Below are 24,369 nucleotides of genomic sequence, written 5' to 3'. Positions count from 1 at the left end.
AAATAGACCGAGGAAATTAATCCTAGGTCCATTTTAACGACAAGCTACTGATACGCTAACTATTTTTGATCATAGAAGGTATATTGTGCTGCTTGAATGATCCCTAACTTCACATGCGCGTACGTTAAACCACCTTGCATGTAAATCGTATATGGTGGCCGAATTGGGCCATCACCAGAGAACTCAACTGTTGAGCCAGCAACAAAAGTACCACCGGCCATAATAACTTGGTCTTCATAACCAGCCATTTGTTCAGGAATTGGTTCCACGAATGAGTCAACAGGTGATGCCATCTGAATTGCTTGGGCAAAGTGAACCATATCTTTTTCATTACCAAAATTAACTTTTTGAATTAAATCAGTTCGTGGTGCATCCCATTTAGGCGAAACATCCAAACCCATTTCTTCAAGTAGAGCAGCTTCAAAAATTGCGCCCTTAATTGCATTACCAGTTGTTTGTGGTGAAATAAAGAAGCCTTCATACATATCCATTAGTTGGCCATAAGTTGCGCCTTCTTCGCCACCAATGCCAGGAACTGTTAACCGATAACTAACTCGTTCAACTAAATCTTTCTTACCAACAATATAACCACCAGTTTTAGCAAGACCACCGCCAGCGTTCTTAAACAAAGAACCGGCCATTAAATCAACGCCCACATCAAGTGGCTCTTTTGTTTCAGAGAATTCACCATAAGCGTTATCAGCAAAAATCCAAACGTCTGGTTTAATTTGACGAACTTCATCCACCATCACTTTGATTTGATCGACCGTGAAAGAATCACGAGTTGCATAACCACAAGAACGTTGAATGGCAATGACTTTTGTTTTGTCAGTCAGCTTAGCTTTTACACCGGCGAAGTCGACTGAACCGTCAGCCAATAAATCGACATAATCAACGCCGATGCCATATTCTTTAGGACTGCCAATGCCGTTACCCGCCAAGCCCAAAACTTCTTGCAAAGTATCGTAAGGTTCACCCGTAATATATAAAATATCATCGCCAGGACGTACCAACCCTAACAAAGCAGTGCCAATGGCATGAGTACCGGAAACCAGTTGAGGCCGAACTAAAGCATCTTCACCACCAAGAACATCCGCATAAATTTCCTCTAACTTATCGCGGCCTTCATCATTATGACCATAACCGGTTGAGCCATACAAATCACTTTCGGCTACATGATGTTCCTGAAATGACTTTAATACTTTCGCTTGATTTTCCAAAATCTGCTCGTCAATTTCAGCCAAACGTGGCGCGATTTTTTGATCTGCTTTTTGAACGGCAGCTAATAAATCAGGCTGAATCTTATCTTTCCAACTCATTTAAATTCTCCTTAAACGCTTATTATTTTTAATTACCGCATACTTGAAACTTCATTATTCAGTATACTCAACTTTACAGCTAACGACAAATAAGGAACCGGGATTTTTATCACGGTTCCAAACAAGTCCGAACTAAAATTAGATCAGTGGATCACTCATCTTGACATATTTAACACATGGATTTTAGCCGAATCCGCGAACAACTTTGGCAAAACCAACTGACTAATGAGCTAATGTTTGCACATAAACAGCACTCGCCTGTTGAAGATAACGCTCAATTTGTGCTTCGGCTAAAACTTGCAACGGTCGCCGCCGATCATTGAAGTCGTCTCGCAAGTCTGCAACTAACGCTGGCAAGAATTGAGGTGCAATTTCTTGGATGGGATAATCTTTCGCAAAAGCAAAAGTCGGTGGTGTTAATTGATATTGATCGCGTAAAATCGCATTAAAACTATGAAAGTCCTGATAATGTTGATCAATATATTGCTCACGCTCCGGTGAACCAAACGACCACTGACGCGCTTGCTGATTTATCGGTCCTTGTAACCAAACTTCATCTGCAATCAAATGACAATAATAACCTTGAACGAATTCATCGTTCCACTGTGCCTGATATTGATTAATAAAACGCTGCAAGTTGATCTCACCAAAACCTCGTTCATCACGATCAATAAAATGCGACGCATCCTTAGCGACGGCCATATTTTTCTGAACATCAGGCGCAATCGCTCCTAATAAAAAACGAGCCGAAAAACCGTAACGTTGCGCCAACACCTGACCAATTGTGTAATGCATCATCCGTGACCCCATTAGTACCACTCCTTTCATCGTCGGAACTGGTGTAAAGTTCTGCTGCTTTCCAACTTGTTTCAATTAATCTTTAGCGTTCATCAACTCATCTTTCCTTTATTGTGTATTTTTTTATTGGCTCACGCAAATTGTCCCAATTACCTTAACTAGAATTTAAAAATTCCGCTCAAATAAAAGTTGTGAGTCAGTCCGTTTTGCGTTACACTAACTTACTACTCTGAAAGGAGATTATTTATGACAACATTACGATTTTTGAACGGTTTAACGACCATTGGCGGTAATATCGTGGAAATTGCCCAAGGTGATTCACGCGTCATCATGGACTTTGGCGTAGCTTCTGATTTTGCTGACAAATCGATCGAACAAGCAATGGCCGATCACGATCTGCCACACTTGCCAGAATTATTTTTGCCTAATCAACCGACTAAGTTTAAACACGAGGCTATTTTTATTTCTCATTTACACATCGACCATATGGGTGCCTTGAAGTATTTGCAAAACCGCAAGATCCCAATTTATTTATCGAATGATGCGAAGAAATTATATGCCATTTTAATAGCTGAAGGTCGCGAAACGCCAGTCACTAATTTACACGGCCTTGCTGATGAAGAGACGATTACTGTCGGTTCACTTAAAGTTACAGCAATGCTCAGCGATCACGATACGATTGGACCAATGGCCTTGCTGATTGATGATGGTCAACATCAATACCTTCACTCCGGCGATGTTCGTATTAACGGTCCCCATCAAGATCGCGTCACTCGCTGGTCCCAGCGTGTTCAAAACAAGTTACTCGTTTATCTCACTGAAGCCACCACCTATAGTTTTACAACGGAGCAACCACAAGTTATTGCCAGTAGTCAAGTGGAACCAATCTATCAAGAACAAGATTTGGTCCCGCTATTACGTAAACGATTAGCTACAACTGATGATCTCTTAATCATCAATCCTTATGATCGCAACGTTGAGCGTCTAATTAATTTTAATCAGGCCGCACTTGACGCTAAGCGACCAATTGTTTGGGAAGCTAATGTTGCCCGAATTATTCGCGCCTTTGCCCCCGACGCCATAATTTATGAAATTGTTGCTGATGATCTTCCCATGACAGCTCAACAATGGCACTGGCAGGATTTAGTAACTGTATTGTTAAAAGAACCACGGCGTTTTGCGTTGCACAATTCTTGGTCCGAACATCAACGACTGAACCAATTTAACCATGGCGTTTATTTACATGCCAACGGCGAGCCCTTAGGTGATTACGATCCTAACTTTGCGCAATTACAGGCGCAATTACAGACCCAACAAATTGACTTTGTTCCCATGGGTGCTAGTGGTCACGCGTCTAAACAAGCCATTTTTGACCTGGCGAAGCAAATCAACGCGCGCTATACCGTACCTTGGCATAGCTTTAAACCAGAATTACTAGCTGATAAATTAATTACCACTAATACTGAAGCCTGGTTACCCGAACGCGATTTATATTACGAATTCAAATAAAGTACCAAAAAAGAGTTTTCAACTTGGCAGTTTTCTAACTAGCCAAGGCGAAAACTCTTTTAGATTACTTGTTTTTAGACTGATCCGTTTCCCGAACAACATAAATCGGACGCTTCTTCGTTTCTGTAAAAATCTTGCCAATATATTTGCCGATGATTCCTAAACACAATAACTGAATACCACCAATAAATAAAAAGATGCAAACCAGTGAAGGCCAGCCACTGGTAGGGTCCCCGTAAAAAATTGTTCGAAAAATAATAATCAGCATCGCGATCGCCGAAGCCACACAGGAAAATGCGCCAACAAAAGATGCAATGTTCAGTGGCGCGTCGGAAAAGTTAACAATTCCGTCAATTGAATAAGCAAACAATTTCCAAAAACTCCAACTCGTTGTTCCGGCAACACGTTCACGATTTTCATATTCCAAATAAACCATGTTAAAACCAACCCAAGTAAACAACCCCTTGGAAAAACGATTCACTTCTTTTAATTCTAAAATTGCATCTAACATTGGACGCGTCATTAATCGAAAATCGCGAGCACCGTCGACCATTTCGGTTTGCCCAATACGATTGATAATTTTGTAAAATAACTTAGCAAAAAAGGTCCTGATTTTTGGTTCACCAGTTCTCGTGACCCGCCGTGTTCCAACACAATCAATCTCAGGAGCTTGGATTTTTTGATACATCTTAACTAAAAGTTCCGGTGGGTCCTGCAGGTCAACATCCATCACAGTGACGTAATCACCATGAGCATGACTCAAACCGGCATAAAGTGCAGCCTCCTTGCCAAAATTCCGCGAGAAAGATAGATAATGAACATCTGCATGTGCACTCGCAAGCGCCCGTAGTTCAGCCAACGTCTGATCATGGGAACCATCGTCAACAAAAATATATTCAAATGTTAAGGGCAGTTGCAAGCGAACTCTCTCCACTGCTTCGAAAAACAATGGAATTGATTCCTGCTCGTTAAAACAAGGCACAACAATCGATAACACGTCATTCATATAATCTCACCTAAAAGTCTCTGATTTGTTTCACAGATATAGTATACAATAACTATTTCAATTCACAGCTGAATAATTAATAAATAACCAGCCATTAATATTCAATATAGCACGATATTTTCTTCACCGGAACCATGAAATCAATAGAAATTTGCTAACCAATGGAATCCTTTTTGCTGACTAAGATTGACAATAACCAAACAAATAAGCATCAACACAACCAATTGAACAAAAAAGACAAAGAAGTTATCATACGTAAATGTTGCTACTTTCAGCCTGCGAGCAATTGCAAATATAACAAACTTAACTGGGTTCTGTGCCAGATAAATAATTGTACTGCTCTTACGTAGCAACGGTGCCATTGAGATACGTTGCTGAGAGTTGATACCAAATAAAAACAGAGAGATAGTGATCAACGGCAGTAATATAAAATTTTGGCCGTCTTTGAATACACCCAGTGATTGAGCAAAATAGACTTCAAAAAAACCGATAATCGAAAACACTACAAAATACATTAAGAAGTGCTTGCTTTTAACTTCATCTGATACAAGGCTTCCGCTTTTCGAAAGAAAATATCCAAGAATGACATAACAAATCGTGGAAAGAAAAGAAAAGGATATTGAGCCTGCTATCGGAATTGATTTCAAGGACTGAATCTCAAAATACCATTTCCCATATGTTGACGTTAGAATACCAATCAGAAAACTCAATATCATCACGATAATTAATGTGTTTCTTCCCAAGAAACGCCTAATATAATAAGTAATTAACACCGAAATAATACTTGCCATTAGGTACCACGTTACGCCAATCGTTGGAACATACCCCAAACTCATCTTGATGATAAACCAAAGACCATTAACTTTTGTATAGTCACTCTGGACAATATCTTTGATTGATCTAAGCCAATAGGGTGTATAGATGAGTAACCAATAGAAGTAAAGTTTAAGAACTCTGAGACAATATTGATGTATCCTTTTTCTATCATTCACAGCATTTTTAAATGTTATCTTTTTAAATAGAAAATAACTTGAGACAATAAAGAAAAATGGAACAGAGAAGCGAGTAAAGACTCGTAAATCATTGCCTAGAATATCATGCGGCAGAGAATGAATAGCAACAACACATATTGCCGCAATAAATTTTAGGAGGTCAATCATATCATAATTAATCTTATTTTCACGTACCATAATTTCACCATCGATGTATTGATTTATCTAACTGATTATTACAAACTACATATAATACACTATGCTATCACAATTTAAGTTACGCGCATCATTGACCCATTAATAATTTCTAAATACCGATTATCTTGATTACGTGCTATCACAACTATATAATTAAATCATATTAGGATGTGTCTTCAAAATCAAAAATGTATGTTTTTAGCCTTGTATCCCGATATGCACGAATAGAAGCATTGGTCAAAACGATGTTTCTCAGAACTTTTCTTTATGCGGCAACGATTATATTGCTACTTAGATGATTCGAAAACATCCCCTATATTAAATTAAATTCATTTTGAAAGTGTGAACACTATGACAAAAGCATTAGTAACTGGTGGCGCCGGATTCATTGGCTCTAACTTAATCGAAGAATTAATCAAAACGATGGACGAAGTTATCGTTGTCGATGATTTATCAATGGGCCTTAAACAAAATCTTCCCGAATCTGACAAAATCACCTTCTACAAAGAAAGTATTACCAACTATGAATTCATGAAAAAATTACTTCTCTCAACCAAGCCTGATTATATCTATTTACTGGCCGCTGTCGCCAGTGTCGCAGATTCCGTGGCTCGCCCATTGGAAACTCATGAAATCAACCAGAACGCTAATTTATTCATTTTAGACACCATTCGCACTAATCATTTACCTGTCAAAAAAATCCTGTTTGCCTCTTCTGCCGCCGTTTACGGTGATGATCCAGAGTTGCCGAAGCAAGAGATCTCTCGGATCAAACCTCTAACCCCTTACGCCATCGACAAATTTGCCACAGAACGGTTTGTCATTGACTATGGTCAATTGTATGGACTGAATACCGTCTGTGTTCGTTTCTTCAACGTTTACGGACCTAAACAAAATCCGGAATCACCATATTCTGGTGTACTTTCAATTATTAGCGATGCTATTAGTCAAGACAAAACTTTTACGCTATTTGGTGATGGCTCGCAAACCCGCGATTTCGTCTTTGTCGGCGATGTGATTCAAGCTTTACTGTTATTGATGCGGACGCCTAAGGCAATGCATGATGTTTATAACGTGGCCACCGGTAAAACAACTAGCTTGAAAGATGTTATTGCTGCTTATGAAAATATTGCCGGCAAAAAGTTAGACGTTGACTATCGGGAAGCACGCGATGGTGACATCAAAGATTCCGCAGCTAATATTACTAAGCTTGCGGGCCTAGGATATCAACCACAATATGATATTCAAAGTGGTTTAGCAGTTTATTGGGATTCACTAATCAAGTAATAATTTAGTTCTCAAATCAACAAAGGCAAGTAGTAAAGGGATAGATGAGAAATACTCATCTATCCCTTTACTACTTGCCTATATTAATCGAACCTTCTTAATAAGTTATTATTTTCAGATGATGGTGACAATACAGTTGCCGATACTAAAAATACTTTCCTAAAAACACCATAATTTCTCTGATATTTTAATCATTATCTTTCAATATATTGCCATAAAATTAGATACATACGACATTAGTATTTCATTAACTGAATCATGATCATCGTACATGAACCCTGCCTACTTTATTTTTTCTTGGAAGTTTTAATATCCTCTTTAAAATAAAGCGGTCGCCGTTTTGATTCAATAAAGACACTGCTGAGATATTCTCCGATAATGCCAATGGAAATTAATTGGCACCCTCCCAAAAACAGAACGATGATGATAATTGTTGGAAATCCAGAAGTATCCGATCCATAAATTAGTGTTTTGATTAAAACATAAATCATATAAACAAATGCCGAAAATGAAACAAAAAATCCGAAATACATGGATAATTTTAATGGTGCAGTCGTGTATGAAGTAATGCCTTCAACCGCTAATTTTAGCAATGCATTAAAGCTCCATTTTGATTTTCCATGCAACCGTGGCTCAGCATCAAACTCAATTGCAACTTTCTTAAATCCCACCCAATTATAAAGTCCCTTTGTATACCTCTCGGATTCACGCATCGACATCAACGCGGCAACAACTTTTCGATCCAGCAATCGATAATCACCAGCGTCAGGCGTTACCTTTGTGGCAGAAATTCTTTCTAGAACTTTATAAAATAGCTTGGAGGTCGCTTTTTTTAAGAATGATTCTCCCTTGCGCTCTTTACGCTTGGCATAAATATCATCATATCCTGTCTCCCACAAAGAGATCATTTTCGGAATTAAGTTAGGTGGATGTTGTAAATCAGCGTCAATCGTAATTACCGCATCATGAGTCGAATAATCAAAACCCGCGGCCATTGCTATTTCTTTACCATAATTCCTTGACAGATTTAACAGCGTAACATCGTCATAATGATCCATCAAATATGAGACTTCTTGAACCGTTTTATCTGTACTACCATCATTGATAAATAAATATTCAAATTCGTAATTTGAGGAAAGATTAATTAAAGCATCTTTCAATGTGTGATAGAGTGGTTTAATATTTTCGGCCTCATTAAATGCAGGAATTGAAATCAGAATAGTTTTCATATTGAACCCCTATCTATTTGAAAGTAACATCAATGTGCTTGGGAATACCATAAAATTTCTTAAATCTAACTAGCCAATTGTTTGGTTCCGTGCTTGTTTTCCAAATATATTTATCATTCGGAAGATATGGCAAAACAAGTGAACTCTTCTCATCTTTGATTGCTTGATCGATTAATTGAGTACGCTGCTGATTCACATGATAGATATATCCAAAAATTAAATAATAACAAAGGAACACCACAACAATTGCACTTGAGAAGAGATGGTAAAGAGCATAGTAGGCATGCTCCGAAATGTTGAAGTAGTCCATTAAATTATCAACTAATAAAATAATCAATAGCAACCAGATGATATAAGTCAGATAAAAAGAACGTGGACCGATTGGATCGGCCATTAACAATGGTCCGGCCGAAACTGGGACAGAAATTGTAAGAATCAGATACAACAATCTTGAAGAAGCGGTACTTATTGAATTTACAATATGAACTAAAGCAATGAAATAGCAAAAAGAACTTAAATTAATAATTGTTGCGGAGAATCGAGCTGGAAATTGTAGATTCGGGTAAAAGAAAACGCCATAAATAGTATAGCCAATCAATACGAATAACATAATGCTATTCAATAAATTACTGGAATTATTATTGCCGTTGAAATAAGCCAACATGACTAGCACAATCCCAAAAATAAGTAACAGTACTTTATAATTCAAAACCATATTGGGAATGATTTGAGTTCCCAATTTAGTCCATAGAAATGAAAATGTAAATTCAATTTTCTTATAGCCATCACTTCCATTGGCAGCATTAGTATAAGCCGGATTAATGAACATAATAATTGTCCCTAAAAGACTAAAAACAACACTATAAATTGAAACTTTACTAATCTTCTTATTTTTAAACACATCAATTATGGCAACAGAAATTGTCAATAAAAGCATATAAATAGAAATATTTTCACTAAAAAACTGTGTTCCAATTGTACAAATCATCGTTAGCAAAAGAGCATGTTTAGGTGCATCTTCACTTAAAATACTTCGTCTAATGATATAAAGATATCCTATTAGAAATATTACTGGTGGAACGAAATTAACAAACGCTGCTGGCCATCCGTAAATTTGTTGAAATAACATTGTCGGAACTAATAGCATTAACAAAAGAGTAAGTTGCCCTTCAACTTTTAACCTTGCGCTATGATGTTTGCCATAGGAAATCTGCAGTCTCATTAGTAAATATAGGCTGAATGTAGAAATGGCCATAAATGCCGCTTTAAACAAAACGCTTCGTGTAATTGCTAAACTGATAAGATCACCGAAGTATCTCCCATTATAGCCTTGAAAGAAATTCTTTAAATTAGCAATACCTTCCTGAGTTCCCCATGCCCATTCATCATGATTATACGGCACCATATAAAATAAGCTGAAGAGCACACATAATAAAATAATATTACTTTTATTAATCAATTTCTTGAGCAAGCTATCTACCTCGATCCTGAATTTGATGGGAATTATTCTTGCTTCTATTGAAAATAAATAATTTGCTAAAGACATAGTTTGCAACAACTACGATAAATTGCGTTGCAATCTTTGACAGAAATTCATTTATTCCAAACACTTCAACTAACAACAGCATTGTTCCCATATCCATTCCAAACGAAACCAATCGATAAAAAACAAAAGACGCAGCTTCTTTAATTAAATCTGTTAACTTGGTAGTTTTGGATCGAAACACCCAAATTTTATTTGTAACAAATGCGAACAACACCGATAAGACCCATGCTAAGGTATTTGAAACAATGATGTTCGCCCCAAACATATCTCTCACAACGAAGTAAACAACAAAATTTACAATCGTTGTCAGCACACCAAAAAATAGATACAGCACGATCTCTAGAATTCTAGGCTGACTCAATATCTGCTTTATTTTCTGAATTAATTTCATTACTTTATTCAAGTTTCTCCAAATTCTCTTAATGTTGTGTCTGCTACAATAACAATAACTGCCAAGATTAAATTAAAATTGTTTATAATTTAATTATCGCACACACATGGTACAAGTTTATCATAAGATCAGAAAATTTAAATTATAAATCAATATTAAAAATTGGAGTTGAGTCAATATCTTGGACACAGATTATATTTTGAATTAGCTCATTGAGAACTTATTTTCAAACTCAACCGGTGTTAAATAGTGCAGTGAACTGTGAATCCTTTTGCGGTTATACCAGCCTTCAATGTATTGAAACAAACGTACTCTCGCTTGCTCAAAGTTCTGATATGTCGTTACATAGACTTCTTCCTTCTTGATGATCGAATGGAAACTCTCAATTCCTGCATTATCATACGGTGTTCCTTTACGGCTGTAGGAATGATACATTCCCATTTGATGGATACTCAATTCAAAGTCTGTGCTCGTATATTGGGCGCCTAAATCAGTATGAATGATCACACCCTGGTCAACTGGTCTGCGATTTAAAGCTGCGTTTCCTAATGCGGTTATGACCAGATCGGTATCCATTTTTTGCGAATAGGCATAGCCAATGATCTTGCGACTAAAGAGATCCATTACGCTCGCCAAGTATGTCCAACCATCGTTAACCGTTGGAATATAGGTAATATCTGCCACCCATTTTTGATTAGGACCGTTCGCAAAGAAATCTTGTTGAAGGATATTGAAGCGGTCTTCAACAGGCTGGTGATTCGTTTGCGGCCGATATTTCTTAGTGACGATTGAATGTAGTCCTAACTGCTTCATGAGGTGCTGCACGCGTTTCAAGCCGATATTCAACTGATAGTCTCGACCAAGTAGAAATTGAATTTTAGGTGCGCCATAGATACCGTCAGATTGATGATAGATCATCTCGATTGCCTCGCTGATCCGCTGACTCTCGATCGCTCTATTACTGGGTTCACGATGGATCACATCGTAAAAAGTGGAGCGAGAAATATTAAATAATTTTGTTGCCATCTTCACTTCAAATCCCTCATCCTGAATGAAGTGAATCAAATCAGCTTCTGTTACTTGTTGTTGCGCCCGAAGATGGCTAATGCTTTTTTTAAGATCTCAACCTCCTTTTCTGCCTGTAAAGCTCGTTGTTTTAAAGCATGGATTTCTTCGGGACTATACTGCTTAGCGGGATCATTCTGGTTCTGCTTTGACCACTTGTAAATAGTCTGAACACTCACGTCATAATCTTTGGCAAGTTTAGAAGCGGACACTCCAGAACCGAGTAGGCTAAGGATTGTTTCTTTAAAGTCATTCGTATATTTCTGATTCATGGCAGATTCTCCTCTTAATGAATATTTTAACAGAGAATCCGTGTCCATGAAATTAGACTAACACCAAATAGCAGCGAGTTACCTCAATGAATTAATGCCTCATTCACTTTGTTTCATAAAAAGAATCATTCTTTAAATAATTATGTCCAGCTGAAACATCATACTGAACCAATTCATAGTCATTTAAAATTTGCTTCTGAGTTTTCGTTAACTTACTTGCACTTAAATATTTACCGTCATCGCCCATATACTTATCACGCTCGATTGCAGGAGTTTGCGTGGCTAATTGTGTTAATAAGGCATAGTATGGGGAAACCTTTGAATTGGTTTTTTCAAGCATCAGTGGCGTCAACATATTGGGTGATGCCACTGCCTTACTGACCTTTTTCGTCTTGAAGTTAGAATAAATAAAGTAGTCACTCTGATGTAAAATATTATCGTACCTCTGTAACTTAGCAGAATTGTTTTCTCGCCAATTATAAATTCCCGGTAAATGATCACCATAAAAGACAACTGTTACATGACGTTTCATCTGATCAATTTTTTTAATAAAGTTTTGCACTTCATTATCCGTATAATTAATACCAACAGTATAGGCCTTCAAACTTGCCTCAGCTGAAGCTGTTAAATTACTTTTAATTGGCCAGCTTTTACTGTAATAACTTGATAGAAACGGCGTATGGTTTTGCATCGTTGATAGTTGGATAAACTGCCCCTGTTTGTGTTGCTTTAGCAAAGATAGAACCTCATTAAATGATGATTGATCATCAACATACGGGCTCTTACCAAGTTTACTCTGATATTTAACAGTTTTCGTCCCGTTCGTTAACGTATAAAAGTTTTGAAAACCAAACTTCTTAAAGGCATCGTTTCTTTGGTAGGTTAGACCAGTATACGGATGAATAGCATTTTTTTGTTTGAAATCTTGCATAATGGTTGGTAGAAAATCTACCTTTGGTACCAAAGATAAATACGGAATTGACAATGATGACGAAAAATTATTCATTGATAAGCTCGTCAAAGTTTCAAATTCAATATTGGCAGTGCCACCCCCATATCCAAGTGAATCAAGTAAACCACCTGATTTATTCTGCAATTGTGTAATATATGGTATTGGATCTTTTCCCAAGGTGACACCAGGAACTCTTGCTGGATTCGCAAGACTCTCACTTAATACATAGATAACCGTTTGATCGCCAATCTTTTCAGAACGTTGTCTATTGATCTTGACGGCATTTTTTTGATACTTTGTGGCTATTTTCTTCATTGCGTTTTCGGAATAACCACTGGGTTCATCCATAATCTCAACTTTTACCATACTCAAAAAGCCCAATGCAGACCCGTTATTATTGTAATGAGCCTGTGGTTGAATTAAATTAATATTAATATAGTGAAGTTTCATCATAATTGGATTCGTGGAGGCAACATGTGTTGCGTTATCTGTTGACCATGTAACAGCAAGCTTAGGTAAGAAATTGATCCAGAAACCTAAATTTAAAGCAGCGACCGTCAGCAAAATAACGCGTGTCGGTATGTGTAATGCTTTCTTAGCTCCCAAAAGATGTTGAAACACAATCAACAATGCAATGACTAATATTAAGGCGACAAGACCAATCACAATTTGTGGTAAAGTTATGTCTGCCATTTTGATTAACTCAGGTAAAATAACAACATTTTTGACGTCTAATGGCACAATAGGTTCATTTCTTAGAATCACCTTTTGGTAATTAGCAAATGAAATAACACCCATCAATAATATATATATTCCAAGTGCAATATAATATCGGTTTACTACGGCCAAAATAACAAAATATAATGTTAGTAGAATCAGAATATTAACCAAATAAATCCAAAAACGATCCATTCGTTGTAAAACTCCGAAGCGAAAGGATATTGTTGATAATTGCAAAACAAAAAAAGAACAAGGTACAATAATTGCAACCAAAATCGTATTAATCCAACTACTATTCCAATGATGAGCACCAATATTTTCAAAACCCTTTTGCCAGATATAAGTCACAACGGTCAAAAAAATAAAAGTTAGTAATATTCTAAAAACAAGCCAAAGTACGGCACTATTAACAGGCAACGTCAGCACCCGTTGAAGCTTAGCAACTCGTACCCACCAATCATTGCTGACGCCGTACCACATATTGCCAAAAACGAATATCGCAATAAATGGCAGGATAAATTTATTAACTAATTGGAAGGCAGTCAAGCTGGTTTCGCTTTTCGGCACAACAAGGCTAAACAAGATCAATAGGACCAGGTTTAATAATCCAAAAGGATGTATACTAAAAAAATTGCTAATCGGTAAATTATGTTTTAACGAAAAATATCTTCCCAAAAACAGGCCGACAAAAACACCAACGATACTAACCAAAAATACAATTTGCAAACCACGCTGACTCACATTTCGACACGTAGTTAACAAAGACGAGTTCATAATACTGCCAAAGGTCATAATAAGCATCAACCAAAAAAACCACGCATAATTAATAAGGCTCAAGTGATCATGAGTGAATAAAACAAGCAAAGTTATCAACGTACCAACACTGAGTAAAATTAGTGAGGCAGTCACCTTGACACTATCTTTAAGGTGCTTAATGAGCTGTAAATAAGCTGGTGAAAGCATTAGTAACCAAAACAATGAAAAAATCGGATTACTAGGTTGATAAAGATAACTGATAATTGTCGTCAATTTTGACATAGTGAATAAACTTGTAACGACCGTGACATTTAAAGCTAAGTAAAACAAGCTCAGACTGAAAAAAATCCCCAATATTTTTAAATAGTAACTTAGTGATTTGTATTCAGTTATAAAAATATTCTGATATCGACCAATCAACAGTGCCATAAAACTTAACACAATTGGCTCAATCCAGGCGAACGTCTGAATAAAACTTAGACGTGCTGTGTGCCCTATAATATTCTGCCAATTCATCGGCAGTGCCATCATTGAAGTAACAGCAAAAAAAGATAACACCAACAAAAGAAAATTATACCGCTTAGTCTTCATATTTAATTCTCCTAGCAACAATTGTTGCATAACCTTTTATCATGCTTATGCTTGATGCTGATTAGTCTAGCAAGTACTTGTTCAACTAACAGTAATATTTCGGCAATAGCGCTTAATTATACGCCTGCAGAATGAGGAATAGCATATTAATACGCTGTATGATCAAAACCACTTTTAACAATTCGATGCTTTAAGTTACGATCAGCATTTTAAAATTCGTTATTTCGAATACCTTAGCATTATAATATCAGAATCTTTGAATTCTGGAACAATCGTATAATGCTTTTTAGCAAAATCTAAGAGTACTTTATCCATTCTAAAGTTTGTTGGATTGACCTGGAGATAGGTTTGTTTGCGTAAGACAATATATTTTGGTGGTGTATTGGTCAAATCAGCTGTGAACCCTTTCTTTAATTGCGGAAATTCACGATAATCCAGTGATGGTAACACAAAAAATTTAGAATTAGCAAATCGATCAGACATTAAATAAATATCAGCATTTAGACAATGGACATAGATAATGTCCTTCTTATTCGTATGACGTTTTATATATTTTGATTGCTGTATGACATAGGATTCTTGATATTGATTTGGTTTACTTGTTAGAACATTCCAAACATCCTGTTTAACAATCGCAAAAGTGAAGTTGTAAGGAATAACTAATAGCGACAATATAACAATGAGCTGTTTTGCTCTTGTCTGAATAAGTTGTAGTAAAAATTTGATACCCACTGAAGTGATAACTAATAATGGCGGTAACATCGTCGTGAAGTAATGCGGATAGTAACGTCCCGAAACTACTACTGTAATGAAGTTAATGATTAAATACAAAGCTAAACAAACGTAATAATAATTCTCTCGATGTGTAAATACTTTTCTACTGCTTAATAAATAACTTACGAATAAAACAAAAAAAACAAGAATACCACTCTGTGACATAAAACTAAAGAACGATTGAACGGTTTGCCATTTTTCTAAACTCGTCGCACCATTGGCATATACCATGTTTAACGTCCAAGTTTGATAAATCATTGCCGATAAATTACCACTGATTAGCCCATATAAAATGACAATTAAACATATCAGGAAACCGCCAAGAAAGACAAACATGATTTGCCGTAATAACGTGCGATAGCTTTTTCCACTAGTCCAATAACCAATAAGGCCAAACAATAGACAAGCCAAAGTGCAATCATATTAGATCTAATGAAAAAGGTAATTCCTCCGGTAGCACCGATCAGAAATAAAGAGAAATTAGTTTGTTTATTTTCAATAATTATTTTTGTGAATAGGTAAAAAGCAATTGAAATGAACACAATTGCGTATTCTTCAGACAGATTGCCGCCGTTAAAAGAGCTAATTATCGTCCCCAAAAGTAGCAAGAAGGAAACACTGCTTACGACAATGTCTTTAGTCAATAAAAGGCAAATTTTAAAAACAAAAAACATAAAAATAGCAAAAAATAAACATTCAATTATCCAGACACCCAATGAATAATTCGAACCACCAATAGACGAGGCAACCTGCTGAATCCAAAATAAAAAGATACCCTTGTGATCAAACATATCAAGGTAAGGAGTCTTGTCGCTATTCATTGCTTTCCCAAAATACATAAACATTGTCGAATCGTGTGCACTCAAAATGTTGGATAACGGGCTTGTCCGAAAGCTAAAAATAACGATTAAGTAACTCATCAATAAGATACCTATCGATATAACCCAATCTCGTATCTTTGCAGCCTTTTTCATTTTTAAATACCCCATTCATTATTTGAACCTAGTTAACATTATATCGTTGGATTACCATAAACAAAACTAAAAATTAAGTTTTTTTGCGTATCCTTCTACAAAAAACTCGGTCCAACAAAAAAGTTATCAACATACCAACACTATGTAAGATTAGTAACGTGTGATTTGCCCCATTATATTCTGCCAATTCATCGGCAGTGCCATCCATCATTGAAATGACAGCAAAAAAGATAACACCAACAAAAGAAAATTATATCGCTTAGTCTTCATATTAATTCTCCTAGCGACAATTGTTGCATCACCTTTTATCACTCGTGCATTATATTAATTTGTTTGACAAGGACGACTTAAGAAAACGTTAGTACAACTAAAGTGTCGAAACTTCGAAAACCAACGAATTAATCAGTTGGGTCTGAATAATCTGCTGCTTAAAATTTGTAATATTTCCATCAAATTAGACAATTTACCAATCCAAAGCGACTCATTGATGCGTGGTGAAATAGTGATCGACTGCTTGTCCATTCGTAATATCTAATTCTTTCGCGTCTGTGCCAGTATAGCTCAACCCTTGTTCATCCAATAAATGACGTAACTCAGTCCCTAACTGACCATTAGCACCTGTAATTAAAATTTCCAAAATAATAAATCCCCTTTTATACAAGAAAAAGCTGACTGCCTAAACGACTTGATGTCAGCTTCTTTTGGTTTTATTGACCGTTCTGAGCGTACTTAGCTTCAACAGCAGCCTTTTCGTCTCGCCACCAGTCTTGATGCTTTGTGTACCAATCAATAGTGTGCTGTAACCCTGCACCAAAATCAGTGAATTCGGGTTGCCAACCTAATTCTTCACGTAACTTGGTTGAATCAATCGCGTAACGCAAATCATGGCCCGGACGATCCTTAACTTGATCATAAGCATCACGTGGTTGCCCCATTGCTTCAAGAATCATTTCCAAAACGGTGATATTATCCTGTTCACCATCGGCACCGATTAAATAAGTTTCGCCAATTTTGCCCTCAGTCAAGATCAACCAAACAGCCCGCGAATGATCGTTAGTATGAATCCAGTCGCGAACATTCTTACCACTACCATAAAGTTTAGGACGAATACCAGACAAAATATTCGTGATTTGTCGGGGAATAAACTTCTCAATATGTTGGTAAGGGCCATAATTATTCGAGCAGTTAGAAATTGTCGCGCGTAAACCAAACGTCCGCACCCAAGCACGCACTAACATATCCGAGCTGGCCTTAGACGATGAATAAGGACTGCTAGGTTTATAAGGAGAATCTGGGGTAAACTTCTCACCCACACCTTCACCATGACCCGGTAAATCTTCACGTAATGGTAAGTCACCATAAACTTCATCAGTAGAGATATGATGATAGCGCACATCATATTTGCGACAAGCTTGTAACAAGGTATAAGTACCGACAATATTGGTCTGGATGAATGGTGCTGGATCAAGAATCGAATTGTCATTATGACTTTCAGCAGCATAATGAACGACAGCATCGGCTTGACTGACTAGCTTATCAACTAAATCAGCATCACAGATATCACCAACAACTAATTCCACCCGCTCTTCAGGCAGGCCAGCTAAATTAGCCCTATTTCCTGCATAGGTTAACTTATCCAGCACCGTGATATGAACTTCAGGATGAAACTTAATGACATAATGAACGAAGTTAGAACCGATAAAACCGGCTCCACCAGTGACAATAATATTTTTCATGAACGACACGCCTCTTTCATTAAGTTAAATTTCACCATAAACAAAGGGATTATCTTTTTCAAACTCAGTAAAGGTGGGTTGATTAGCATCCTTCTCAGAAGTAATCGCCTGATCAAAGTCGATTGGCCATTCTATCCCTAATTCAGGGGTCTTGAATGAGAAACCACCATCAGCGGCGGCATCATAGTAGTTATCACACTTGTATAAGAAATTAACATTATCAGTCAGCGTGACGAAACCATGAGCAAAACCTTTAGGTACTAACAATTGGCGATGGTTGCTAGCTGAAATAATATAGCCCTCCCATTGCTTGTATGTAGGTGATCCCTTACGAACATCCACGATTAAATCAAGCACCGCACCAGTGACAACACGAATCAATTTCGTCTGAGCAGCCTGACCACGTTGGAAATGTAAACCACGTAAAACACCTACTTGAGCTGATAAAGATTGATTGTCTTGAATGATAACCGAAAACGGTAGCACCTGTTTCTTTAGCAGCAGAAGCTTTCAATAACTTAGAAAGACCACTACCATAAAAGATATTATCGCCTAAAATTAAGTAAACTGAATCAGCATCAATGAAATCGGCATCCAAAATAAAAGCATCGGTCATGCCATTAGGTTATTCTTAAACCTTATAAAAATATTCATACAGTAGAAATGATCTAAACATCTTGAATACCCGCCAACATTAACGTGGACATAGGATAATAAATCATTGGTTCATCGTAAATTGGAACCAACTGCTATGAAATTACTCGGGTGATTGGACATCAACGTGTACCCGAACCACCTGCCAAAATAATACCTTTCATAAAAAGCACCCCTGAATTGGACTGACTTTGTCACAGAATTTAAGAATATCAGGATTAAAGCGATTTATATTTAATCATTCGATACAAATTGACAACGAACAATCTACGTTTCAGATCATTCGTTGCCCCAAGGGTACCAATCTATACTATTTCTCTCATCACCATGTATCTCTTAGTTCGTAGTAGTAGCTTCAGAATTGATATAACCTTGCCATACTCCTTTATCATTATAAAGGGAATAATACGTTGAACCATTAACATGATGATACATGCCGTTTACTTTATAAGTCCGTTGATAATTATTGCTTGATGTTAACTTAGTCTTCCAACTAAAACTACTCCACGTATTATAATTCTTTTTTGATACCGTGACATAACCACCTTTTGATAGCCAAATCCCTTGAGCATTTGAAGATGACGACACTGCTTCAGAATTGATATAGCCTTGCCATACTCCTTTACCATTATAAAGGGAATAATATGTCGAACCATTAACGTGACGATACATGCCGTTTACTTTGTAAGTCCGTTGGTAGTTGTTGCTTGATGTTAACTTGGTCTTCCAACTAAAACTACTCCACGTATTATAATTTTTCTTTGATACTGTGACATAACCACCTTTTGATAACCAAATTCCTTGAGCATTTGAAGATGACGATACTGCTTCAGAATTGATATAACCTTGCCATACTCCTTTATTATTATAAAGAGAATAATATGTTGAACCGTTAACGTGATGATACATGCCGTTTACTTTATAAGTTCGTTGGTAGTTGTTGCTTGATGTTAACTTGGTCTTCCAACCAAAACTACTCCACGTATTATAATGCTTCTTTGATACTGTGACATAACTACCTTTGGATAACCAAATTCCCTGAGCATTTGAAGATGACGATACTGCTTCAGAATTGATATAACCTTGCCATACTCCTTTATCATTATAAAGCGAATAATACGTTGAACCATTAACGTGATGATACATGCCGTTTACTTTATAAGTCCGTTGATAATTGTTGCTCGACGTTAACTTAGTCTTCCAACTAAAACTACTCCACGTATTATAACTTTTCTTTGATACTGTGACATAACCCCCCTTGGATAACCATACACCTTGGGGATTATTAGACAAAGCAACTGATGACGAATCAATATAGCCTTGCCACACGCCTTGATTATTATATAACGAATAGTAAGTCTTCCCATTGCCATGATGATACATACCATTTATCTTATATGTTCTTTGATAAGCCTGAGTAGCCGACAGTTTGGTTCCCCAACTAAAACCACTAAATGTATTCACCTTTTTAGTGATTGTTGCATAGCCACTCTTGGATAACCACGGCCCTTGAGCACTCGAATTACTCGAGCTGCCTGAATTGCTTGAACTACCTGAATTGCTTGAACTAGTCGTTGTAAACGTACCAGTGTAATCAGCTGAAATATCGTAATAGCCACTGACACCCGGAATTAAGAATTGTGGTGACCATTGCCAAGCACCATACACCTTATTCGCAATTGCAGTTGCGCTAGTTGCATCTGGCATATATAAGTACTGAGCAATCCAAAAATTCTTGTTTCCGATTTTTGCTGAGTCTATTTGATCATATTGTACTAAAGATTTACTTACATAATGCCGAACATTTTTATATCCCAATCGCTTCAGTTCATTTTCAAATGCTAATGAAGTACTGGTGTGATCAGCATGACCAATAATCGAGGGGTCTTCTAAGTCATTGACCATCACAGTACTTTTATCAAGGCCAGTATTTGCAGCAGCCTTAGCAAAATAATCTGCCTCTTGAATTGCTTTAGCATTTGTTTTGAACCAACTGTAATGATACGCGGACACTTTTAATCCAGCAGCTTTTGCGTTATTAACTTGAGATTTTGCAAGTGGATTAATATAACTTGTGCTCTCGGTCAGCTTAACTACCACGCCTGAAATACCGTAAGATTTCAACTTTTTGAACGTCGCAACAGAAATAGAACCATTATTAGATGAAATATCAATAAAATCCATATCTGGTCGATTCTTATCCGTTGGATAAACATCCGGCAACGACATTCGTAGAGATGGCATCAATTTTAAGTTAGATCGCGTTCCAGAGCGAAAATAGTTCTCCTCGCTTACTTCATCATCCTCATTAGCTTTTGAGGATTCTGAAGTAGCTTGTTCTGAACTCGTACTCGGCGCAGATATAGACGTATCAGAACTAGAAGTACTTTCCACGCTAGAATTTTTAGACGAATTTTCGGTGGTTGCATTATTAACAGAACTGGCTGAGGACTGAATACTTGCGTCATTGCTTGTCAATATAGAACTCGCCGCCGAGTCATCAGGACTAGATGTGGTAGCTCCATCTACTGCATTCACATTCTGATAACCAACAAGCAACAGTGACAATAGAACTGTTGATACTAAAGATATTCGTTTAAAAAGCGCCATTAATTCTTCCCCCATATTTTCATACTAAGTTTCATTGTATCATCAACATATTACAATGAAATTAAATCCACATAATATTAGTGTTTCGTTCACTAAACGATAAACACTAATAAACTTAACATCTTTCTATCTAACGCCACGATGAGTTTATTTCGACTAATAAAAGATTGCGCTGACGTTGATAATTCGTCACATCTCATTATTTGAATTCAACAAAAATTCGATCCAACAAAATTGGATCGAATTTTAAGTTAAAACTATTTCGGCATTTTATAGAAATTCGTCTTATTTAGGTATTTCTTGCCAGTCGTCACATCATATTGAATTAACTGATAGTCCCTTAAGATTTCTTTCTGTGCTTCAGTTAACTTCTTACTAGAAATAAACTCTCCTGAATTATTCATATATTTTCCTAATTCATTAGCAGGTGTCGTTTGAGCAATTTTGGTCAGCATTGCATAGTAAGGTGATACTTTAGAATCGGTTTTTTTAAGCATCATGGGTGTAAACATATTCGCTGACGCAACCGGACGGGCAACCTTCTTGGTTTTGAAGTTTGAGTAAATAAAGTAATCACTCTGATGAAGTATATTTTCATATTTGGCAATCTTAGTTGTATTTCCATTTTGCCATTCATAAAATCCTGGTAAATGATCACCAAAGAAAACAACCGTCACGTGGCGCTTAATTTTAGAAATTTTACCAATGAATTCCTTAACTGCTTCATCCGTATATTTCAGGCCTTGCGTGTAAACTTTTAGTTTATCTTCAGAATCCTTGGTTAAATTACTAGTCAAGCCAGTATAGGTTTGATCATAAGTTCCTTGATTATAAGGCATATGATTCTGCATTGTTGAAAGTTGAATGAACTGCGACTGCTGTTTCTCTTGTAACAGTTCCAAAACATCTTTAAATGATGACGCATCACTTGTAAATTCACTGTGCCCGAGTGCGCCATCATATTTAACCGCCTTTGTCCCATACCAACGAGTATAAAAATCCTGGAAGCCAAATTTTTTGAAGGCTTCACTTCTTGAATATGTCCGTGCGGTATAAGGATGAATCGCATTTTTGGTCGAATATGATTGAATGACCGTCGGAGTGAAATTTAACTTAGGAACCAAGAAAACATAAGGAATCGTCATTGAGTATGAAAAGTTATTCATCGATAAACTAGTCAACGTTTCGAATTCAACATTAGCGGTACCGCCACCATAGCCCAATGAATACAGCAATCCGCCATCCTGCTTCTTGAGTGAATCAATATATGGTATTGGATCCGTCTTTAGCTTGACGCCAGGAATACGATCAGGGTTTGCCAAACTTTCGCTCAGAACATAAATCACTGTTTGCTTGGACAGTGTATCCGAACGCTTTTTATTAATTTGTTGTGCAAGTTCCCGATATTTCTTGGCCAATTGTGTCATTCTTGCTTCTGAATAATTAGCAGGTTTATCCATAGTTGTCACGCGAACCAAACTTAGGAATCCTAAAACTTCACCATTTTTTCGAAAATGCTTTTGAAAATCAATAATATAATCAGGCGCATAGTTGATCTTCGCCATAAATTTATTACTAGAAATGTCGGCCGATTTACCTGCTTCCCATTTTGGATTTAATGATGGTAAAAAGAAGATCCAAAACGTAAACATTGCAATACCAGCAATTAAAATACTTAGACGTGGCTGCCATCTGAATAATTTACCTAATTTAGACCTATACTGAATCCAAAATAGGCCCACCATAACAATTACTAAGGCAGCAACTAGAATCATAACAAGATGCGTACCTACCATTTTAACTAACTCGGGCAGAATGACAATATTTTGCAAGTCCATCGGTAAAATGGGTTCAAAACGATTCAACATTTTTTGATCATTAGCAAAAGCGAGCACAATAATAAAAATGCCGTAAATCCCATTACCAATCCAATAACGATTAATCAATGCTAATAATGTCCAATAAAAAACTGCCAACAGAATAATGTTTAGCGCTAACACCAAGAGAACAGATGTTGTATCCTGATAGGCTGCGATTGACCATAATTGAAATTGAAAGTTAGACGCTTGGAGAATAAAAAACGACGCCGGTACAAGCAAAACAGACACAGCAATTTGTACCCAACGACTATGCCACTGTAACTTGGGCCAATCTCGAGCTGCTAAATAACGAACGGCTTCTACGACCATGATTAAAACAGTGACCGATGCCAACTTCCAAATTAAATGACCAATAAAATAACCTTTACTACCAGTTAAGATATCAGAATACTTAACCCCTTGGCCCCACCAATCATGACTAACACCACCTGCTTGATTTCCAAAAACAAAAGCAGCCAGTGCCGTCGTAAATAATAGACTGACTTTTGAGTGCACAAGGATTGAATTCATTGAAACGCCGGTCAATAACACTATTAACAAACTAATTGCTACGATTAACCAAATTACTGTCGGCGTAACGGTCGTAAACAATTTTGTCCATGAGGCTGGTGCTAGATGGTAGGCAACAAACAGCGTAACTAGCATTAGCAACTCATAGCAAATTGACAAAATAATTTGATATCTGGTTAATTTAATTTTATAGATTGCAAGATAATGACTGAGAGTAAGCATCAATAAAAGTGCGATAAGGTTCAAAAAATCAAGATATTGCACAGGTCCAAAAGCTAATATTAATTGGACTACTGCAAATACTGCACCAGTAACTGACAAACCTAATTTTAAATGTGTCTTAGCTTTGGTACTCAAAAAATGTAATAGTACCGGTGCCAACAATAAAGTCCAAAAGATTGCAAACAATGGATTGGTCACTTGATAGAAGCAACCAAATAAATTAATCAGTTTCGCCTTTGTTGCCGGTCCAACGACAATGCTGATATTTAGTATTAAACTAAATACGGCGTAAAAAAGGAAACGCAAATTGCAAGTGCAAGTTAGCCAGCGCAGGCGAAGACAGCTGGCGGAAAGGTTTCAGTGAGTTTCAATTGAAGA

At 36.8% G+C, this 24,369-nt stretch carries 17 protein-coding genes and 3 pseudogenes; 2 read left to right on the top strand and 18 right to left on the bottom strand.

Annotation, left to right across the window (positions count from 1 at the left end; translation table 11 throughout):
- Positions 1-59: 59 nt before the first annotated feature.
- Both EKM65_RS03315 and EKM65_RS03310 read right to left on the bottom strand, forming a co-directional pair.
- Complete coding sequence (locus tag EKM65_RS03315) at positions 60-1,319, bottom strand: methionine gamma-lyase family protein (protein ID WP_125605476.1); 1,260 nt, start codon at positions 1,317-1,319, stop codon at positions 60-62.
- Positions 1,320-1,541: 222 nt separating this feature from the next.
- Positions 1,542-2,129 carry a hypothetical protein gene (locus tag EKM65_RS03310; protein WP_125605474.1) on the bottom strand — a complete coding sequence of 196 codons (588 nt, stop codon included), beginning with the start codon at positions 2,127-2,129 and terminating at the stop codon, positions 1,542-1,544.
- A gap of 234 nt (positions 2,130-2,363) precedes the next feature.
- Between EKM65_RS03310 and EKM65_RS03305 the strand changes: the two genes are divergently transcribed.
- The gene (locus EKM65_RS03305; RefSeq protein ID WP_125605472.1) at positions 2,364-3,626 is read left to right on the top strand and encodes an MBL fold metallo-hydrolase; all 1,263 of its coding nucleotides are present in this window, start codon (positions 2,364-2,366) and stop codon (positions 3,624-3,626) included.
- 64 nt (positions 3,627-3,690) lie between these two features.
- Here EKM65_RS03305 and EKM65_RS03300 read toward each other — a convergent pair whose 3' ends face one another.
- Both EKM65_RS03300 and EKM65_RS03295 read right to left on the bottom strand, forming a co-directional pair.
- The gene (locus tag EKM65_RS03300; RefSeq protein WP_125605610.1) at positions 3,691-4,623 is read right to left on the bottom strand and encodes a glycosyltransferase family 2 protein; all 933 of its coding nucleotides are present in this window, start codon (positions 4,621-4,623) and stop codon (positions 3,691-3,693) included.
- A 149-nt stretch (positions 4,624-4,772) separates the two neighbouring features.
- Entirely contained in the window at positions 4,773-5,822 is a 1,050-nt protein-coding gene (locus tag EKM65_RS03295) for an acyltransferase family protein (protein ID WP_125605471.1), read from the bottom strand.
- A 351-nt stretch (positions 5,823-6,173) separates the two neighbouring features.
- Between EKM65_RS03295 and EKM65_RS03290 the strand changes: the two genes are divergently transcribed.
- Positions 6,174-7,109, top strand: a complete 936-nt coding sequence (locus EKM65_RS03290) for an NAD-dependent epimerase/dehydratase family protein (RefSeq protein WP_125605469.1) — start codon at positions 6,174-6,176, stop codon at positions 7,107-7,109.
- A 287-nt stretch (positions 7,110-7,396) separates the two neighbouring features.
- On the opposite strand, the gene EKM65_RS03285 is transcribed toward EKM65_RS03290, so the two are convergent.
- The 14 genes and pseudogenes from EKM65_RS03285 to EKM65_RS03220 all read right to left on the bottom strand — a co-directional run bounded on the left by EKM65_RS03285 (position 7,397) and on the right by EKM65_RS03220 (position 23,904).
- Positions 7,397-8,338, bottom strand: a complete 942-nt coding sequence (locus EKM65_RS03285; protein WP_125605467.1) for a glycosyltransferase family 2 protein — start codon at positions 8,336-8,338, stop codon at positions 7,397-7,399.
- A gap of 13 nt (positions 8,339-8,351) precedes the next feature.
- The gene (locus tag EKM65_RS03280) at positions 8,352-9,809 is read right to left on the bottom strand and encodes a DUF6056 family protein (protein ID WP_125605465.1); all 1,458 of its coding nucleotides are present in this window, start codon (positions 9,807-9,809) and stop codon (positions 8,352-8,354) included.
- A gap of 1 nt (position 9,810) precedes the next feature.
- Positions 9,811-10,287, bottom strand: coding sequence for a GtrA family protein (locus EKM65_RS03275; RefSeq protein ID WP_318531108.1), 477 nt, complete (start codon positions 10,285-10,287; stop codon positions 9,811-9,813).
- Positions 10,288-10,479: 192 nt separating this feature from the next.
- On the bottom strand, positions 10,480-11,340 hold the full coding sequence (locus tag EKM65_RS03270) for an IS3 family transposase (protein WP_263853605.1): 861 nt from the start codon (positions 11,338-11,340) through the stop codon (positions 10,480-10,482).
- A gap of 11 nt (positions 11,341-11,351) precedes the next feature.
- On the bottom strand, positions 11,352-11,612 hold the full coding sequence (locus EKM65_RS03265; protein ID WP_164506798.1) for a transposase: 261 nt from the start codon (positions 11,610-11,612) through the stop codon (positions 11,352-11,354).
- A gap of 103 nt (positions 11,613-11,715) precedes the next feature.
- The gene (locus tag EKM65_RS03260; protein WP_164506797.1) at positions 11,716-14,631 is read right to left on the bottom strand and encodes an alkaline phosphatase family protein; all 2,916 of its coding nucleotides are present in this window, start codon (positions 14,629-14,631) and stop codon (positions 11,716-11,718) included.
- A gap of 219 nt (positions 14,632-14,850) precedes the next feature.
- Complete coding sequence (locus EKM65_RS03255) at positions 14,851-15,636, bottom strand: hypothetical protein (protein ID WP_125605457.1); 786 nt, start codon at positions 15,634-15,636, stop codon at positions 14,851-14,853.
- A gap of 77 nt (positions 15,637-15,713) precedes the next feature.
- The gene (locus EKM65_RS03250) at positions 15,714-16,379 is read right to left on the bottom strand and encodes a hypothetical protein (protein WP_125605455.1); all 666 of its coding nucleotides are present in this window, start codon (positions 16,377-16,379) and stop codon (positions 15,714-15,716) included.
- Positions 16,380-16,863: 484 nt separating this feature from the next.
- Positions 16,864-17,016: pseudogene (locus tag EKM65_RS03245) on the bottom strand (sugar nucleotide-binding protein); the annotation flags it as partial.
- A 70-nt stretch (positions 17,017-17,086) separates the two neighbouring features.
- Entirely contained in the window at positions 17,087-18,115 is a 1,029-nt protein-coding gene (gene rfbB, locus EKM65_RS03240; RefSeq protein ID WP_125605451.1) for a dTDP-glucose 4,6-dehydratase, read from the bottom strand.
- A 24-nt stretch (positions 18,116-18,139) separates the two neighbouring features.
- Positions 18,140-18,580: pseudogene (locus tag EKM65_RS03235) on the bottom strand (dTDP-4-dehydrorhamnose 3,5-epimerase family protein); the annotation flags it as partial.
- Position 18,581: 1 nt separating this feature from the next.
- Positions 18,582-18,885, bottom strand: a pseudogene (locus EKM65_RS11430) (sugar phosphate nucleotidyltransferase); the annotation flags it as partial.
- Between the two features lie 220 nt (positions 18,886-19,105).
- Positions 19,106-21,379, bottom strand: a complete 2,274-nt coding sequence (locus tag EKM65_RS03225) for a GH25 family lysozyme (protein WP_164506796.1) — start codon at positions 21,377-21,379, stop codon at positions 19,106-19,108.
- 257 nt (positions 21,380-21,636) lie between these two features.
- Positions 21,637-23,904, bottom strand: a complete 2,268-nt coding sequence (locus EKM65_RS03220) for an LTA synthase family protein (RefSeq protein ID WP_164506795.1) — start codon at positions 23,902-23,904, stop codon at positions 21,637-21,639.
- Positions 23,905-24,369 lie beyond the last annotated feature (465 nt).

It is taken from the genome of Lapidilactobacillus bayanensis, assembly GCF_003946695.1.
Classification (GTDB): domain Bacteria; phylum Bacillota; class Bacilli; order Lactobacillales; family Lactobacillaceae; genus Lapidilactobacillus; species Lapidilactobacillus bayanensis.
The sequence above is the reverse complement of the archived record's forward strand: the minus strand, read 5'-3'. Positions and strand labels throughout refer to the sequence as shown.